The 15,803-nt window shown below is 26.7% G+C and carries 13 protein-coding genes and 1 other RNA gene; 10 read left to right on the forward strand and 4 right to left on the reverse strand.

Annotated features, from left to right (window positions below; genetic code table 11):
• Positions 1 to 46: 46 nt before the first annotated feature.
• Positions 47 to 1,393 (forward strand): metalloprotease PmbA, encoded by a 1,347-nt coding sequence (gene pmbA, locus AB4W55_RS00310; protein WP_367672556.1) that lies wholly within the window; start codon positions 47 to 49, stop codon positions 1,391 to 1,393.
• A gap of 14 nt (positions 1,394 to 1,407) precedes the next feature.
• On the opposite strand, the gene rnpB is transcribed toward pmbA, so the two are convergent.
• Positions 1,408 to 1,772: RNase P RNA component class A (gene rnpB, locus AB4W55_RS00315), an RNA gene on the reverse strand.
• A gap of 18 nt (positions 1,773 to 1,790) precedes the next feature.
• A complete protein-coding gene (gene rsmI, locus AB4W55_RS00320) occupies positions 1,791 to 2,639 on the reverse strand; it encodes a 16S rRNA (cytidine(1402)-2'-O)-methyltransferase (RefSeq protein WP_367672558.1) in 849 nt (282 codons plus the stop codon).
• Between the two features lie 249 nt (positions 2,640 to 2,888).
• On the opposite strand from rsmI, the gene AB4W55_RS00325 reads away from it, so the two are divergent.
• The 4 genes from AB4W55_RS00325 (at position 2,889) to dapE (ending at position 8,390) form a co-directional block, all read left to right on the forward strand.
• On the forward strand, positions 2,889 to 4,109 hold the full coding sequence (locus AB4W55_RS00325) for a beta-ketoacyl synthase N-terminal-like domain-containing protein (protein WP_367672559.1): 1,221 nt from the start codon (positions 2,889 to 2,891) through the stop codon (positions 4,107 to 4,109).
• Positions 4,110 to 4,181: 72 nt separating this feature from the next.
• Positions 4,182 to 5,132 (forward strand): transaldolase, encoded by a 951-nt coding sequence (gene tal / locus AB4W55_RS00330; protein WP_367672560.1) that lies wholly within the window; start codon positions 4,182 to 4,184, stop codon positions 5,130 to 5,132.
• A gap of 50 nt (positions 5,133 to 5,182) precedes the next feature.
• On the forward strand, positions 5,183 to 7,180 hold the full coding sequence (gene tkt / locus AB4W55_RS00335; protein WP_367672562.1) for a transketolase: 1,998 nt from the start codon (positions 5,183 to 5,185) through the stop codon (positions 7,178 to 7,180).
• An 82-nt stretch (positions 7,181 to 7,262) separates the two neighbouring features.
• Positions 7,263 to 8,390: a succinyl-diaminopimelate desuccinylase gene (dapE, locus tag AB4W55_RS00340; RefSeq protein ID WP_367672563.1), complete on the forward strand. Its 1,128-nt coding sequence runs from the start codon at positions 7,263 to 7,265 to the stop codon at positions 8,388 to 8,390.
• A 164-nt stretch (positions 8,391 to 8,554) separates the two neighbouring features.
• On the opposite strand, the gene dapA is transcribed toward dapE, so the two are convergent.
• Positions 8,555 to 9,451: a 4-hydroxy-tetrahydrodipicolinate synthase gene (gene dapA / locus AB4W55_RS00345; RefSeq protein WP_367672565.1), complete on the reverse strand. Its 897-nt coding sequence runs from the start codon at positions 9,449 to 9,451 to the stop codon at positions 8,555 to 8,557.
• A 37-nt stretch (positions 9,452 to 9,488) separates the two neighbouring features.
• Positions 9,489 to 10,550, reverse strand: a complete 1,062-nt coding sequence (aroC, locus tag AB4W55_RS00350) for a chorismate synthase (RefSeq protein WP_367672566.1) — start codon at positions 10,548 to 10,550, stop codon at positions 9,489 to 9,491.
• A gap of 225 nt (positions 10,551 to 10,775) precedes the next feature.
• On the opposite strand from aroC, the gene smrB reads away from it, so the two are divergent.
• From smrB to hisB, 5 genes are all read left to right on the forward strand, one after another.
• The gene (smrB, locus tag AB4W55_RS00355) at positions 10,776 to 11,306 is read left to right on the forward strand and encodes an endonuclease SmrB (protein WP_367672568.1); all 531 of its coding nucleotides are present in this window, start codon (positions 10,776 to 10,778) and stop codon (positions 11,304 to 11,306) included.
• Positions 11,307 to 11,428: 122 nt separating this feature from the next.
• Positions 11,429 to 12,328, forward strand: a complete 900-nt coding sequence (gene hisG, locus AB4W55_RS00360; RefSeq protein ID WP_367672569.1) for an ATP phosphoribosyltransferase — start codon at positions 11,429 to 11,431, stop codon at positions 12,326 to 12,328.
• Between the two features lie 4 nt (positions 12,329 to 12,332).
• A complete protein-coding gene (gene hisD / locus AB4W55_RS00365) occupies positions 12,333 to 13,643 on the forward strand; it encodes a histidinol dehydrogenase (RefSeq protein ID WP_367672571.1) in 1,311 nt (436 codons plus the stop codon).
• Entirely contained in the window at positions 13,636 to 14,700 is a 1,065-nt protein-coding gene (hisC, locus tag AB4W55_RS00370) for a histidinol-phosphate transaminase (protein ID WP_367672572.1), read from the forward strand. Before hisD ends, hisC begins: the two co-directional genes overlap by 8 nt.
• Positions 14,701 to 14,735: 35 nt before the next feature.
• Positions 14,736 to 15,803 carry a bifunctional histidinol-phosphatase/imidazoleglycerol-phosphate dehydratase HisB gene (gene hisB / locus AB4W55_RS00375; RefSeq protein ID WP_367672573.1) on the forward strand — a complete coding sequence of 356 codons (1,068 nt, stop codon included), beginning with the start codon at positions 14,736 to 14,738 and terminating at the stop codon, positions 15,801 to 15,803.

Below are 15,803 nucleotides of genomic sequence, written 5' to 3' on the forward strand. Positions count from 1 at the left end.
TCATAAACTTTAATTAAATACTATAATAATCTTTTAAGGGAATTTTATGCAATATGATCTTAATAAATTATGGAATAATCAAAGTGATTTTAAAGAACTAATTTTATATATTTTGAGTATTTTAAAAAAAGATACTCATAGTTCTGAAGTAGTTATTAAAAAAACTCTCGGTATTAGTTTAAATACTAGAAATTATAAAGTAGAAAATGTAGAGTTTCGGAATGATAATTTGATTTGTATTACTGTATATAAAAATTTTAAAAAAGGTGTTTCTTTTTCAACTGATTTAAGTATACAAGGTATTCAAAAAACAGTAAATGCTGCCTTAGATATTATGAAACATACTTCTGAAGATTATTTTTCTGGTTTACCGGATCCTAATTTATTATCTTTTAAAAGTGTTAAAATTAAATTATTTTATCCCTCGAATTTTAATATTTTAGAAGCAATAAAACGTTCTAATTTAATCGAAAAATATTCACGGGATTATGATTCCAAAATTTTAAATATTGAAAATATAAATTTTTCAAGTTATATGAATAGTTATGTTTTAGGTAACAGTTATGGAATGTTACAGGGGTATGAAACAACCTTACATTCAATTTCTAATACAGTTATTTCTCGAGCAAGTACAGGAATGGAGCGTGCTTTTTCTTATACTCTTTCGCGCGAATTATGTGATTTAAAAGATTGCAAATGGATAGCTCATGATGCTTCTAAGAAATCAATCTCTCGTTTATATTCTCGAAAAATAAAAACAATTAAATCTCCAGTAATTATATCGTCTGAAATTACAGATGATTTTTTTTCATATTTTGTTTCTGCAATTAGCGGAATTAATGTTTATAGAAAATCTACTTGTTTATTACATTCTTTATACAAAAAGATTTTTCCAGATTGGTTAAGTATTACAGAAAATCCTCATATAGATAAAGGTTTATTTTCTAAACCTTTTGATTCTGAAGGAGTGATGACTCAAACAAGGATTATTGTCAAGAAAGGTATTTTAAATACTTGGTTGTTAAATAATTATTATGCAAAAAAGAATAATCTTGTTACTACTGGTCATGCTGGTGGAATTTATAATTGGTTTGTATCGGGGTCTTCAAATATTAGTTTTAAAAATTTATTAAGAAAAATGTTCTCTGGACTAATAGTTACTGAATTTTTGGGGGAGGGTGTAAATATCGTTACTGGTAATTATTCTATAGGAGTTTTTGGATATTGGGTGGAAAAGGGAGAAATAATTTTTCCAGTACATGAAATTACTATTTCTGGAAATTTAAAAGATATGTGGAAGAACATTTTGGATATTAGTAATGATTTTGAAGATAGAACATCTATTCACTGCGGTTCGATATTATTGTCTGAAATGCAAATTTCAGGTATATAAAATTTATAAATTTTATTTGAAGTTGACCAATAAGCCGGGTTCTGTTTTAGACAGTCATTTATCTAGACCAAAAATTTCTTTATGGTTCAAGCGGTCTACCCAGATTATGCGTACGAGTCATACATTAATCTTGTTTGACCTTTCTCCAGGTGGAGTTTACATTGCCATACTTATTACTAAATATGCGGTGTGCTCTTAACACGCCTTTTCACCCTTGCTTAATTATGTGAAATCATCATATTTCAGCGGTTTTTTTTCTGTTGCACTTGTCGTAAGTATTATACTTCCCAGGTGTTACCTGGCACCATGCTCTATGGAGCCCGGACTTTCCTCTGATTAATCATTTATTTTTTTAATCAGCGACTGTCTGGTCAACTGTTTTAATTATAATATATTTTTAGTTATTTGTCATATTTTTTATAATAAATTTATATAAATCATTTTTATTTATTTTATATATTGATGCAGTCAGTTTAATTGAGGTTTTTGTTGATAATTCCTGTTTTAATATTAGAAATGTATTGAAAATTTTTGAAGAAAATATTTTTTTTTTTTTTTTTTCTCCTTCAATAATAATTACTATTTCTCCTTTTTCTCCATATTTATCATTTTTTAACCATGATAATATTTCAATTGGTTTTCCATATTTTATTTTCTCCCATTTTTTAGTTATTTCTTTGGCGATAACTATATTTTTTTTATTTCCTATGATTAAATCAATATCTTGCATGGTTTTTAAAATTCTATGACATGATTCGTATAATATTGTTGTTTTTGATTTTTTAGAAATTTTTTTTAAAAAATTTATTCGTTCAGTTTTTTTTTTAGGTATAAATCCTTCATAACAAAATTTTTTATTTGATATTCCTGATGCGCTTAATGCAGAGATTGCTGCACATGGTCCTGGTATGGGGTGGATAATAATATGATTTTTATGACACATTTTTACTAATTGATATCCAGGATCGTTTATAGTAGGAGTACCAGCGTTTGAAACTAAGGCTATTTTTTTTTTTTTTAATATTTCAATTAATTGAGGTATTTTTTGATTTTCATTGTGTATATGTAATGAAATTATTTTTTTATTAATTTTAAAATTTCTTAAAAGATTCTTTGTATGTTGAATATTTTCTGCCGCAATTAGGTCTACTTTTTGTAAAGTATTAATCGCTCTTATACTAATATCTTGTAAATTTCCAATTGGTGTTGCGATAACATATAATGTTCCATTATATTTTTGATTCATATATTTATATTTTTAATTTTTTAGTTTGAAATTTTATATACCATAATTATATTTTATTAACATTGTTTTATATAATTTTTTTAATATTTTAATGATTTATTTAAAATTATTGATATCGAAATATATTAATTTGGTTAAAGTATATTTATTCTAAATTATTAAATTAATCATAAATATATTATTTATTAAATTTTCATTTTCGTATAACATTTATAATTAATTTATAACTAAAATTGTTAGGATTTTTTAGTGAAACGTGTTGTAATTACTGGAATGGGTATTATTTCTAGTATTGGAAATAACAAGGTAGATGTTTTATCTTCTTTAGAGAAACAAAAATCTGGAATTGTTTTTTCTCCCGAAATGAAAGATTTTGGTATGAAAAGTAATGTATGGGGGGAAATTAAATTACCAAAACAAAATTATATTAAAAGAGATTTATTTCGATTTATGAATGATGCATCATATTATGCTTATTTATCAATGCAACAGGCAATTAGAGATGCTAATTTAAAAAATAATATTTATAAAAAAAATCCTAGAATAGGATTGGTTGTAGGTTCTGGGAATTTTTTTATTAATAAAATATTGTATGATATTAAAAAATTCTCTATATCAAACTATAAAAAAATATTTCATCCATATTTCTCTATACAAACTATGCATTCTAATATATCTGCTTGTTTGTCAACTGCTTATAATATTTATGGTATTAGTTATTCTATTAGTTCCGCCTGTGCTACTTCAGCTAGTTGTATTGGACATGCAGTTGAATTAATTCGTTTTGGAAAACAAGATCTTGTTTTTGCGGGCGGATCCGAAGCATTAGATTGTGAATCAGTGTTTGGATTTGATATAATGAACGCTTTATCGGTAAATTATAATCATGTTCCCGAACATGCTTCTCGAGCGTATGACATTAATAGGGATGGTTTTGTTGTTTCTGGAGGATCAGGTATTTTGGTCCTTGAGGAGTTATCACATGCGCTACTCCGAAATGCTCGAATTTATGCTGAAATTATTGGTATTGGTATGAATTCCAGCGGAGATCATATGTATTTACCATCAAAATCAGCATATATTCGAGTGATGGATATGGCAATGTTGGATGTTAGTTGTTCTTCTATAGAATATATTAATACTCATGCTACTTCTACTAAGATTGGTGATATAATTGAATTAGAAGCTATTCAAGAAGTGTTTAAAAAGAATAAGCCATATATTTCTTCTACAAAATCGATTACTGGTCATTCTTTAGGAGCTTCTGGTGTACATGAAATAATTTATATGTTATTAATGATGAATAATAATTTTATTGTTCCTAGTGTCAATATTGATAATTTAGATTCATTTTCAAAAAATATGAATATTTTAATCTCGAAGAATAATTTTAGATTTTCAGTAGGAATGTCTAATACATTTGGTTTTGGTGGTGTAAATGTATCCATTGTAATTAAAAAATATATTTGATATTTTAAATGTTTTAGTTTTAAATATTAAATAAATAATATTTTCATTTGTTTTATTTATAGGATAGATTAAATGAATCAATTGTTAGCATTGAAAAAATTTACAAAGATTGTGGTTGACAGTGGTGATCTTAATGAGATTATTAAATATCAACCAGAGGATGTCACTACTAATCCTTCTCTAATTTTAAAAATTATAGATTTACCAATCTATCAAAATTTAGTTATTAATGCTATTTTATATGCTAAAAAAATTGGAGGAAATACTAATACTCAAATTATTAATGCTACTGATAAGATATTGGTAAATATTGGAAAAGAAATTTTAAAATATATATCTGGTAAAATTTCTAGTGAAATTGATTGTAGATTATCTTTTCATAAAGATTTATGCATTACTCGAGCAAAAAAAATTATTTCTATGTATGAAGAAGAGGGTATTGATAGATCAAAAATTTTAATTAAATTAGCTGCTACTTGGGAGTGTATTCGGGCCGCTGAAGAATTAAAAAAAGAGAATATTAATTGTAACTTAACCTTATTATTTTCATTTGCTCAAGCGAGAGCATGTGCCGAAGCTGGTGTATTTTTAATTTCTCCTTTTGTAGGTAGAATTTATGATTGGTATTCCGAAAGAAATCTTTTAAAATCTAAGAATAATATGAATGATCCGGGTGTCTTATCTGTAAAAAGGATATATAAATATTATAAAAAGCATAATTATAAAACTATTATTATGGGCGCTAGTTTTAGAAATATTAATCAAATACTATCTCTTGTGGGATGTGATTATTTAACTATTTCTCCTAATTTATTGAATGAATTAAATAAATATCAAGGAATCATTAAAAAAAAATTATCTTTACCAACAATATTTTATGAACAACCTATTCCCTTAAATGAATCTGATTTTCGTTGGGAACATAATTCAGATTTAATGGCTGTTGAAAAATTATCTTATGGAATATATCAGTTTAGTCAAGATCAAGAAAAGTTAGAGAAAATTTTATATTCAATGATGTAATAAAATTTTTTATATTTTACTTTATTTATGATAATGAAAGGATAATTAATATGTATTCACGAAAAGAATTATCTAATGCGCTTCGTATATTAAGCATTGATGCTATTCAAAAATCAAATTCTGGACATCCTGGTGCGCCAATGGGTATGGCTGATATCGCGGAGGTATTATGGAGAAGTTTTTTAAAGCATAATCCTAGCAATCCGTATTGGGATAATAGAGATCGTTTTGTATTATCTAATGGTCATGCTTCTATGTTATTATATAGTTTATTACATTTAACTGGTTATGATCTTTCAATTGATGATTTAAAAGATTTTAGGCAGTTATATTCTAAAACTCCTGGACATCCTGAATTTGGGCATACTCCTGGTATTGAAGTTACTACTGGACCTTTAGGTCAGGGTTTAGCTTCTGCGGTAGGTATGGCTATTGCAGAAAAAATTCTTAGCATGCAGTTTAATCGTAAAAAATATAATATTGTTGATCATTATACCTGGGTTTTTGCTGGAGACGGATGCCTTATGGAAGGAATTTCGCATGAAGCTTGTTCTTTAGCTGGTGTTTTAGGATTAGGAAAATTGATTTTATTTTATGATAATAATCATATTTCAATTGATGGAAATACAAAAGATTGGTTTAATGATAACACTGAAAAAAGATTTGAAGCATATAACTGGCATGTTGTTTCTGGAATTAATGGTCATAATTCTGATGAAATTTTTAGATCTATTCAAATAGCAAAACAAGTTATTGATAAACCTTCTATCATTATCTGTGATACTACGATTGGTTTTGGTTCTCCCAATAAATCTGGACAAGCGGATGTTCATGGTGCTCCTTTAGGAGAAGAGGAGGTGGATTTATCCCGAAAAGAATTAAATTGGAAATATCCCCCTTTTTATATTCCTGATGAAATTTATCATGCTTGGAATGCTAAAACGGACGGTTTGAAAGCAGAAACTCAATGGGACGAATTATTTGCAGAATATAAAATTGATTATCCAGATTTATCAGATGAATATGTTCGTCGTATGTCTGGTTTATTACCTGAAAATTGGGAAAAAAATATTTTTAGATATCTTGAAAAAATTAATAATCATCCTATTAATATTGCTACTCGACAATCATCTCAAGGTGCATTAGAATTATTTGGTAAATTATTACCTGAATTAATTGGAGGATCTGCAGATTTAACGCCGAGTAATTTAACCACTTGGTCTGGTTCTGTTTCTATTAAAAAAGATTATTCTGGAAATTATATACATTATGGTGTACGAGAATTTGGTATGACTGCAATAGCTAATGGTATTGCGCATCATGGTGGATTTATTCCATATACTGCTACTTTTTTAGTATTTTCAGATTACGCAAAGAATGCAATTCGAATGGCATCTTTAATGGGTACTCGGCAAATTTTATTGTATACTCATGATTCTATTGGTTTAGGTGAAGATGGTCCAACTCATCAACCAATAGAACATTTATTTCATTTACGTTCTATACCTAATATGAGTGTTTGGAGACCTAGTGATTCTGTAGAAACTATTATTGCTTGGAAAAATGCTATTGAAAGGTATCAAGGTCCAACTGCTTTAGTGTTATCTCGACAAAATTTAAAACAATTTTCAAGGACAAAGCAGCAAATTAAAGATATTAATCGTGGTGGATATATATTAAAAGATTATGGAAAAAATATTGATATTATTTTTATATCTACTGGATCGGAACTAAGTTTAGCTATTTTATCTGCAAAACGATTATATCAATTAGGATATCATTCTCGTGTAATATCCATGCCTTCTATTGATTTATTTGAAACCCAAGATCAAAATTATAAAGAATCGATTCTTCCAAAATATGTATTGAATAGAATTATTATAGAAGCCGGAATATCAGATTCTTGGTATAAATATATTGGGTTAAATGGAATTTGCATTGGAATGGATACTTTTGGGGAGTCTGCTCCTGCTCATGAATTATTTAAAACATTTGGATTTACTGTAGATAATATCGTAGAGCAGTCAATAAAATTATTAAAAAAATAAATTTATTGATTATGATATAATATATTATTTTTAATTATATTTTTATTTAAAAATATATATATTATCAGAAGAGTATTCAAAAATGGATTGTCCTATTGTTAATTTAGCAAAAGAATTAATTTCTATTCCATCTATTAGTCCATCAGATTTAGGTTGTCAAAAAATTATTTCAGATCGATTATCTTATATGGGTTTTAAGTCAGTATATTTAAATTATAATAATACAAATAATTTATGGTCTTATCGTGGAGAGGGGGTGACATTATCTTTTGCAGGACATACTGATGTTGTTCCTGCAGGAAATGTCAATTTTTGGCATTCTCCTCCGTTTATTCCTACTATTCGTCATGGATGTTTATTTGGTAGAGGTGCTTCTGATATGAAAGGGGCATTAGCAGCTATGATTATAGCAGCTGAAAGATTTATTTATTCTTTTCCGAATTATAATGGAAGGTTGTCTTTTTTAATTACATCTGACGAAGAGTCTACTGCTGTAGATGGTACGGTAAAGCTTGTAAATTATTTAGAATCTATTCAAGAAAAAATTGATTATTGTATTTTAGGTGAGCCTTCCAGTACTAACATTATTGGAGATATGGTTAAAATTGGACGTCGAGGATCATTAAATGTAGATTTATTTATTTATGGTTCGCAAGGTCATATTGCTTATCCTGAAAATGCAGATAATCCAATACATAATTCTTTATCTTTTTTAAACGAGTTAACTTCTTTTCAATGGAGTCATGGAAATAAGGATTTTTCTCCTACTAAATTACAAATTTCCAATATTTCTTCTGGAACAGGTAGTGATAATATCATTCCAGGAGAATTAAGGGTTAGTTTTAATTTTAGATTTGGTTCAGATATTTCTTTACATAATATCAAGAACCATGTTTTATATTTATTATCAAAGCATAATTTGAAGTATAAAATTTTATGGAGATTATCAGGAGAGCCGTTTTTGAATATATCTCATAACTTAGCAGATATTGTTATGCATTCTGTAAAAAAAATTTCTAATATTGATACAACCTTTTCCACAACAGGAGGAACTTCCGATGGTCGATTTCTTTCCAGAATATGTTCTGAATTAATTGAATTAGGTTTAATAAATAATACTATTCATCAGATTAATGAACATGTTAAAATTACAGATTTAAAGTGTTTAAGTTTGATATATGAAAATATTATGAAAAAAATATTAGTATAATTGCATCATATCTCTATTATTTGAATTATATAATATGTCATATGAGATATATTTATATATTTTTCAGAGTATCTGTTTTTGATACTCTGTTTTTCTTATATATTACTTTAAAATATAAAAATTTTTTAAATTGATTGTAAATATTTTAATTGAGATATAATTTTTTATATATTTTTAAAGTGGTTTTTAATATTTGATTGTTTTAAAGCTTTTTTTAAGATGTTTTGAGAATTAAACGATAAGGGTGTTAATGGTAATCTTAATGTATGATATTTAATCATACCTAATTTCCAAGCAGCCCACTTAATTGGTATTGGATTTGATTCTATAAATAGTGCTTCATGTATTGATTGGAGTTTATTGTTGATAATTCGTGCATTGATAAAATCATTTTTTAATGCTAAATTACACATTTTGGACATTTGTTTGGCGGCAATGTTAGCTGTTACGGATATTACTCCGTTACCTCCTAGTTGTATAAAATCTAATGCAGTGTTATCATCTCCACTAATAAGCAAAAAGTTTTTATTAACGTTTTTTTTAATTGTATTTATTCTAGATAAATCTCCAGTAGCTTCTTTAATACCTATAATATTATTTAATTTAGATAATTTAATTACTGTTTTAGGTAACATATCACAGCCCGTTCTGCTGGGTACATTATATAAAATTTGAGGTATATCTGTATTTTCTGAAATTAATTTAAAATGTTCGTATAGTCCCTTTTGTGTGGGTTTATTATAATAAGGAACTACTGTTAAACAACCTAGAATTCCTGATTTTTCGAATTTATTTGTTAAAATAATAGCTTCTGAGGTAGAATTTGCACCTGTTCCAGCGATGATTGGAATTTTCCCTTCCGAAAATTCTAACATTAATAATACGGTATGAACATGTTCTTCTTGATTTAAAGTGGATGATTCTCCTGTTGTTCCAACAGCTACTATACCTTTTGTTTTATTTTTAATATGGTATTGTATAAGGTTTTTTAAGCTGGTTTTGCAAATCTTTCCTTTTTCATCCATAGGTGTAATTATTGCAACGATACTGCCTTTAAGCATTTTTTTCTCACAAATATTGATTTATTTTTTAAAATATTTATTTTCCGCATTGTGCTTTAAATCTTAATATATGATCCATTATTACTATTGCTACCATTGCTTCTGCAATTGGTACTGCACGAATTCCCAAACATGGATCATGCCTTCCTTTTACTTGGATATTAGTTGCCTTTCCGTCTTTTGTTATTGTATTAATTGGTATATTAATGCTTGATGTTGGTTTAATTGCAATTTTAGTAATAATTTGTTCTCCATTACTAATTCCTCCTAATATTCCACCAGCGTGATTACTTGTAAATCCATTTGGGGTGATTTCATCTCTACTGTTACTTCCAAATTGTTGGATTACAGAAAACCCATCTCCGATTTCTACTCCTTTAACAGCATTAATACTCATTAATGCATGTGCTAAATCTGCATCTAATCGATCAAATACAGGTTCTCCTAATCCTATTGGGACATTTTCGGCAATTATGGTTACTGCGGAACCAATGGAATTTCCGTTTTTTTTAAGATTTTTAATAATATTTTTAATGTTTTCGAGATTCTGTTCATTTGGACAGAAAAAAGGATTATTATTAACATCATTCCAAGATCGGAATTTGCATACAGTAGATCCTATTTCTGATAGATACCCCCGAATTTGAATATTATAAATTTCTTTTAAATATTTTTTTGCAATTGCTCCAGCTGCAACTCTCATTGTTGTTTCTCGGGCGGATGATCTTCCTCCTCCTCGATAGTCTCTAATTCCGTATTTTATACTATATGTATAATCTGCATGACCTGGTCGAAATTTATTTTTAATATCATTATAATCTTTTGATCTTTGATCGTTATTTGTAATCGTTAAACCAATACTTGTTCCTGTCGTTATTCCTTCAAATGTTCCAGAAAGAATATTAATTTTATCTTCTTCACGTCGTGGTGTAGTATATCTTGATTGACCTGGTTTTCTTCTATCTAATTCTTTTTGCAAATCTTGTTTCGATATTTTAATCCCTGGTGGCATTCCATCTACTATGCATCCTAGTGCTAATCCGTGTGATTCCCCGAATGTATGAACGCGGAATAGTTTACCAATTGTATTTCCAGCCATTCTGTATCCTTAAAAATATTTTTATTATAATAAAATTTTAATGTATTTTATTTATCTTTTAAATTATTATGTTGAATATAATATATATATTCTTATTTAAATACATAATATATATTATATTTTAAATTAATATATTAAAATATTTTTTTTATTTAAGAAAATACTTTATTATAATTATATTATTTAAAAGATTTAAAAATTAATTTTAATTTGGCATAAATTTTTATGAATAAAAATTCTGATTTTTTTTCTGAAGATATTTCTTTTTTTTATAAATATCTCACCGGAGTTCGTAAAATTAAACAAGATACTGTTTTTCATATTTCTAAGAAAAAAAGTAATAAGAATGTTTCTTTAAGAAAAGAAATTGAAGAACAAGAATCTCATAGCTACTTTTTTAATAAAAATTCTTCTAATCATTATTTTTTAAATAATCCTATTTCATATGTTAGGACAGTGTTATTTAAATCAGAGTTAAATAAATTAAAATCGGGAGGATATATTCCAGATATTTGTATTGATTTACATGGTTTAAATCAATATGAAGCCAAAAAAGAATTAGGTAAAATAATTTACTTATGTTGTAAAGAAAATTTTTTTTGTTTTTTAATTATTCATGGACATGGTAAGAACATTTTAAAATATACTATTCCTATATGGTTATCTAAACATCCAGATATTTTAGCTTTTCATCAAGCTTCTAAAAATTTTGGTAGTAGTGCAGCTTTGTTAGTATTGATCCAAAAGAACAGGTGATAAATTATAGTTATATATATTATCATTATTATTATTTCCATGATATATAATTATAATAATTATATATGTCAATTTAATAAATGTTGATTTTTAATAATATTTTATTCTTATAAGGTAGTTTTATGTTAAGTTCAAATCGATTATGTATTGCGATGCAAAAATCAGGTCGTTTAAGTAAAGATTCTAGGGAATTATTATTTCGATGTGGAGTTAAAATTAATTTGAAACGTAAACAATTAATTTCTTTTTCTGAGAATATGCCTATTGACGTTGTTCGAGTTCGAGATGATGATATCCCTGGATTAGTTATGGATAAAGTAGTAGATTTAGGTATTGTTGGAGAAAATGTCGTTAAAGAGGAATCCTTAAAGCGACAGGCAAATTTTCAGGAATTTAGTTATAAGGTTATAAAACGTTTAGATTTTGGTATGTGTAGATTATCTTTAGCTATTCCAAGAAATAAATCATATTTTGATATAAATTCCTTAAATAATTCTCGTATTGCTACTTCGTATCCTTATTTATTAAAAAAATATCTTTTTAAGAAGGGAATTAAATTTAATTTTTTTATATTAAATGGTTCGGTTGAAGTTGCCCCAAGAGCAGGTTTAGCAGATGCAATTTGTGATTTAGTATCTACAGGTGCTGCTTTGGAGGCAAATGGTTTACGAGAAATTGAGGTTATTTATTCTTCAAAAGCTTGTTTAATATCTCGTACGGGAAACTATTCTATTGAAAAAAATATATTAATTAGCAAATTGATCACAAGAATTCAGGGGGTAATAAAGGCTAGAGAATCTAAATATATTATGTTACATGCCCCATCATCAAAATTAAATGAAGTAATGTCTTTATTACATGGAGCAGAATATCCTACTATATCTAATTTAGCGGGAGAGACAGATAAAGTAGCTTTGCATATGGTAAGTAGTGAAACAGTTTTCTGGGAAACTATGGAAAAATTAAAAGCTTTAGGTGCAAGTTCTATTTTAGTTTTACCTATTGAAAAAATGATGGAGTAAATATATGATTTTTAATTGTGAGGTAATTCATTGGAATATTTTAAATGATTTTCAAAAAAAAAATATTTTATCTAGGCCTGGTATCTCAAGAATGAACAGATTAAAAAAAGAGGTAGAAAAAATTATTTTTAACGTTCGTAATTTTGGAGATATTGCACTTAAAAAATATACCACTAAGTTTGATAATATTTCATTAAATCATTTTAAAGTACCTCAAGATAGAATTAATCAATCTGAATATCAAGTTAGTTCAGAATTTAAAAACGCTATTTTAACTTCTTTTAAAAATATTCATTTTTTTCATAAACAGCAAATTAATCAAACAATTGATGTAGAAACTTCAAATGGTGTTCGTTGTCAACAAATTACTTCACCCATTGAATCAGTAGGATTGTACGTACCTGGCGGTACTGCTCCATTATTGTCGACTGTTTTAATGCTAGCAATACCTGCTCAAATTGCTGGTTGTAAAAATATTTTATTATGCTCTCCTCCACCAATCATTAATGAAATTCTGTATATTGCTAAAATATGCGGATTGAATAATATTTTTGAGGTAGGTGGAGCTCAGGCAATTGCATCTTTTGCGTTTGGAACAAATACTATTCCCAAGGTTGATAAAGTATTTGGTCCAGGAAATGCATATGTAACAGAAGCAAAATCACAATTAAATCAATTGTTACCAAATTTTTCTATTGATATGGCTGCTGGTCCTTCAGAATTACTTATAATTGCTGATGATCAATCGAATGCTTCTTTTATTGCATCGGATTTATTATCGCAAGCTGAACATGGTATAGATTCTCAGGTTATATTATTAACTACTAGTATAAATATAATAAAACATGTCATATTAGAAATTAATAAACAAATATTATATTTATCTCGATCTCAGATTATTATTGAGTCATTAAAACATAGTAAATTTATTTTGACTAAAAATTTGCTACAATGCGCAAAAATATCTAACATGTATGCGCCAGAGCATTTAATTATTCATATCAAGAAACCAAGAAATTTATTAAAAAGTATTACTAATGCTGGTTCAATTTTTTTAGGACCTTGGTCTCCAGAATCTGTAGGCGATTATTCTTCTGGAACAAATCATGTTTTACCAACCTATGGGAGTGCAACTTATTCCTCTGGATTAGGATTGATGGATTTTCAAAAAAGGATAAATATACAAGAATTAACTTATTTAGGTTTAAAAAATTTGTCTCATATTGTTAAGTCTCTATCTTTATCTGAAAAAATGGATGCGCATAATAATGCTATTCAATTACGAATTGATTCTATCAGGAATAAAAATGAATAATTATATAAAAAAAATTGCATGTAAACATATTCGATCATTAAAGCCATATAAATCGGCTAGAATGATTGGTGGGGTTGGGAGCATTTTTTTAAATGCTAATGAATTTCCTATACCAATTCCATTTAATTTAAATAATTCAATGTTTAATAGATATCCTGAATGTCAGTCAAAAGATTTACTTTTAAAATATGCTAATTATTCTTCTGTTTCTATTCAAAACATTTTGATTAGTAGAGGTTCTGATGAAGCTATTGAATTATTAATGAAAGTATTTTGTACCCCTAAAAAAGATTGTATTATTACTTTTCCCCCTACGTATTCTATGTATTCCAAAATTTCTGAAATATATAATATTAAAAATAAATCTATTTTTTTAAATTTTGATCATGGTTTTAGTCTATCTAATTTCATGAATGCTCTTGATGATGTGAAATTAATTTATATTTGTCGACCAAATAATCCCACTGGTGAATTTTTAAGTTTTTCTAATATTATTAATATTCTAAATGTTACATATAAAAAAGCATTAGTTATTATTGATGAAGCATATATTGAATTTTGTTATTCTTATAGTTTAGTATATTTATTAAATTTTTATTCTCATTTAGTTATATTAAGAACTTTATCGAAATCTTTTGGTTTAGCTGGTATCAGATGTGGTTTTACATTAGCGAATAAACAGACTATTAATTTATTAAAAAAAGTAATTGCCCCATATCCCTTACCATCTCCTGTAATAGATATTGCGATTCAAGCGTTAAGTAATTTTCATATTAATATCATGAAAGATAGAATTTTAAAATTAAATCGTAATAAAATATGGTTATTACAGAATTTAAGAAAAATTTCAATTATTGAAAAAATATTTAATAGTGTAACTAATTATATATTAATTAAAACTATTTCTTCGAAAAATGTATTTCAAATTTTATGGAAACAAGGAATTATAGTTCGTAATCAAGATCATGAATTTAGTTCTAAAGGATATATTAGAATATCGGTTGGAACTACTATGGAATGTTTAAACATCATTCATTCACTAAAAAATATTAAATAATATTTTTATTAAATATTTTTTTATAAGGTTTATATATGCAGGAAAAAACATTATTTATTGATAGAGATGGAACATTGATACATGAACCCATGGATAATTTTCAAATAGATTCTTTAGAAAAGTTAGTTTTTGAGCCTCATGTAATTTCTGTTTTAAAAGATTTGATTCAACGAAATTTTAAATTAGTTATGGTAACTAATCAAGACGGTTTGTATACAAGAGGTTTTTCTTATGATTCATTTATTCTTCCGCATAAATTTATGTTAGATACATTTTTTTCGCAAGGAGTTTATTTTCATGATATTTTAGTTTGTCCTCATTTTGTTAGTGACAATTGTGATTGCCGAAAACCTAAAACCGGTTTAGTCCAATATTGGATTTCTAATAATCTTTTAGATAAAAAAAATAGTTATGTGATCGGAGATCGATTAACGGATTTAGAATTTGCAAAAAATATTGATATTAATGGTATTTTGTATAATCAAAAAACTATGAATTGGCTTCATATTCAAAATATTCTATCTAGTCAAGATAGATCTTCTGAGATTTGTCGTATTACAAAAGAAACTCGAGTTGTAATTAAATTATGGTTAGATCGTTCTCAGAATAGCATTATTCATACTGGTATAAAATTTTTTGATCATATGTTAGATCAAATTGCTGTACATGCTAATATTACTATGCATATTAATGTAGATGGTGATTTTGATATTAATGATCATCATATAATAGAAGATACTGGTATCGTTTTAGGTAAATCTATTTTAAAATCTTTAAGAAATAAGCATGGAATTGGAAGATTTGGTTTTTATGTTCCTATGGATGAAAGTTCTTCTTATTGTTTATTAGATTTATCTGGCAGGCCTTATTTAAAATTTTTAGGTAATTTTGGTCATCAATATGTTAATGATTTTAGTACGTGTATGGTAGAACATTTTTTTAGGTCTTTATCAGTTTCTATGAAAAGTACAATTCATTTAGTGAGTACTGGAAATGATGATCATCATCAAATAGAAAGTTTATTTAAAGCATTTGGTAGATCTTTAAGACAGGCAATTGTTATTGAAGGAAATCAATTACCTTCTTCAAAAGGGATTTTATAG

This window comes from Buchnera aphidicola (Symydobius americanus) (genome assembly GCF_964059135.1).
Lineage (GTDB): Bacteria > Pseudomonadota > Gammaproteobacteria > Enterobacterales > Enterobacteriaceae > Buchnera_L > Buchnera_L aphidicola_AJ.

What these genes read in the sequence shown, in the direction of transcription:
- pmbA (WP_367672556.1), top strand. Translation starts at nt 47, where the DNA reads ATGCAATATGATCTTAATAAATTATGGAATAATCAAAGTGATTTTAAA.
- rsmI (WP_367672558.1), bottom strand. Translation starts at nt 2,639, where the DNA reads ATGAATCAAAAATATAATGGAACATTATATGTTATCGCAACACCAATT.
- tal (WP_367672560.1), top strand. Translation starts at nt 4,182, where the DNA reads ATGAATCAATTGTTAGCATTGAAAAAATTTACAAAGATTGTGGTTGAC.
- tkt (WP_367672562.1), top strand. Translation starts at nt 5,183, where the DNA reads ATGTATTCACGAAAAGAATTATCTAATGCGCTTCGTATATTAAGCATT.
- dapE (WP_367672563.1), top strand. Translation starts at nt 7,263, where the DNA reads ATGGATTGTCCTATTGTTAATTTAGCAAAAGAATTAATTTCTATTCCA.
- dapA (WP_367672565.1), bottom strand. Translation starts at nt 9,451, where the DNA reads ATGCTTAAAGGCAGTATCGTTGCAATAATTACACCTATGGATGAAAAA.
- aroC (WP_367672566.1), bottom strand. Translation starts at nt 10,550, where the DNA reads ATGGCTGGAAATACAATTGGTAAACTATTCCGCGTTCATACATTCGGG.
- smrB (WP_367672568.1), top strand. Translation starts at nt 10,776, where the DNA reads ATGAATAAAAATTCTGATTTTTTTTCTGAAGATATTTCTTTTTTTTAT.
- hisG (WP_367672569.1), top strand. Translation starts at nt 11,429, where the DNA reads ATGTTAAGTTCAAATCGATTATGTATTGCGATGCAAAAATCAGGTCGT.
- hisD (WP_367672571.1), top strand. Translation starts at nt 12,333, where the DNA reads ATGATTTTTAATTGTGAGGTAATTCATTGGAATATTTTAAATGATTTT.
- hisC (WP_367672572.1), top strand. Translation starts at nt 13,636, where the DNA reads ATGAATAATTATATAAAAAAAATTGCATGTAAACATATTCGATCATTA.
- hisB (WP_367672573.1), top strand. Translation starts at nt 14,736, where the DNA reads ATGCAGGAAAAAACATTATTTATTGATAGAGATGGAACATTGATACAT.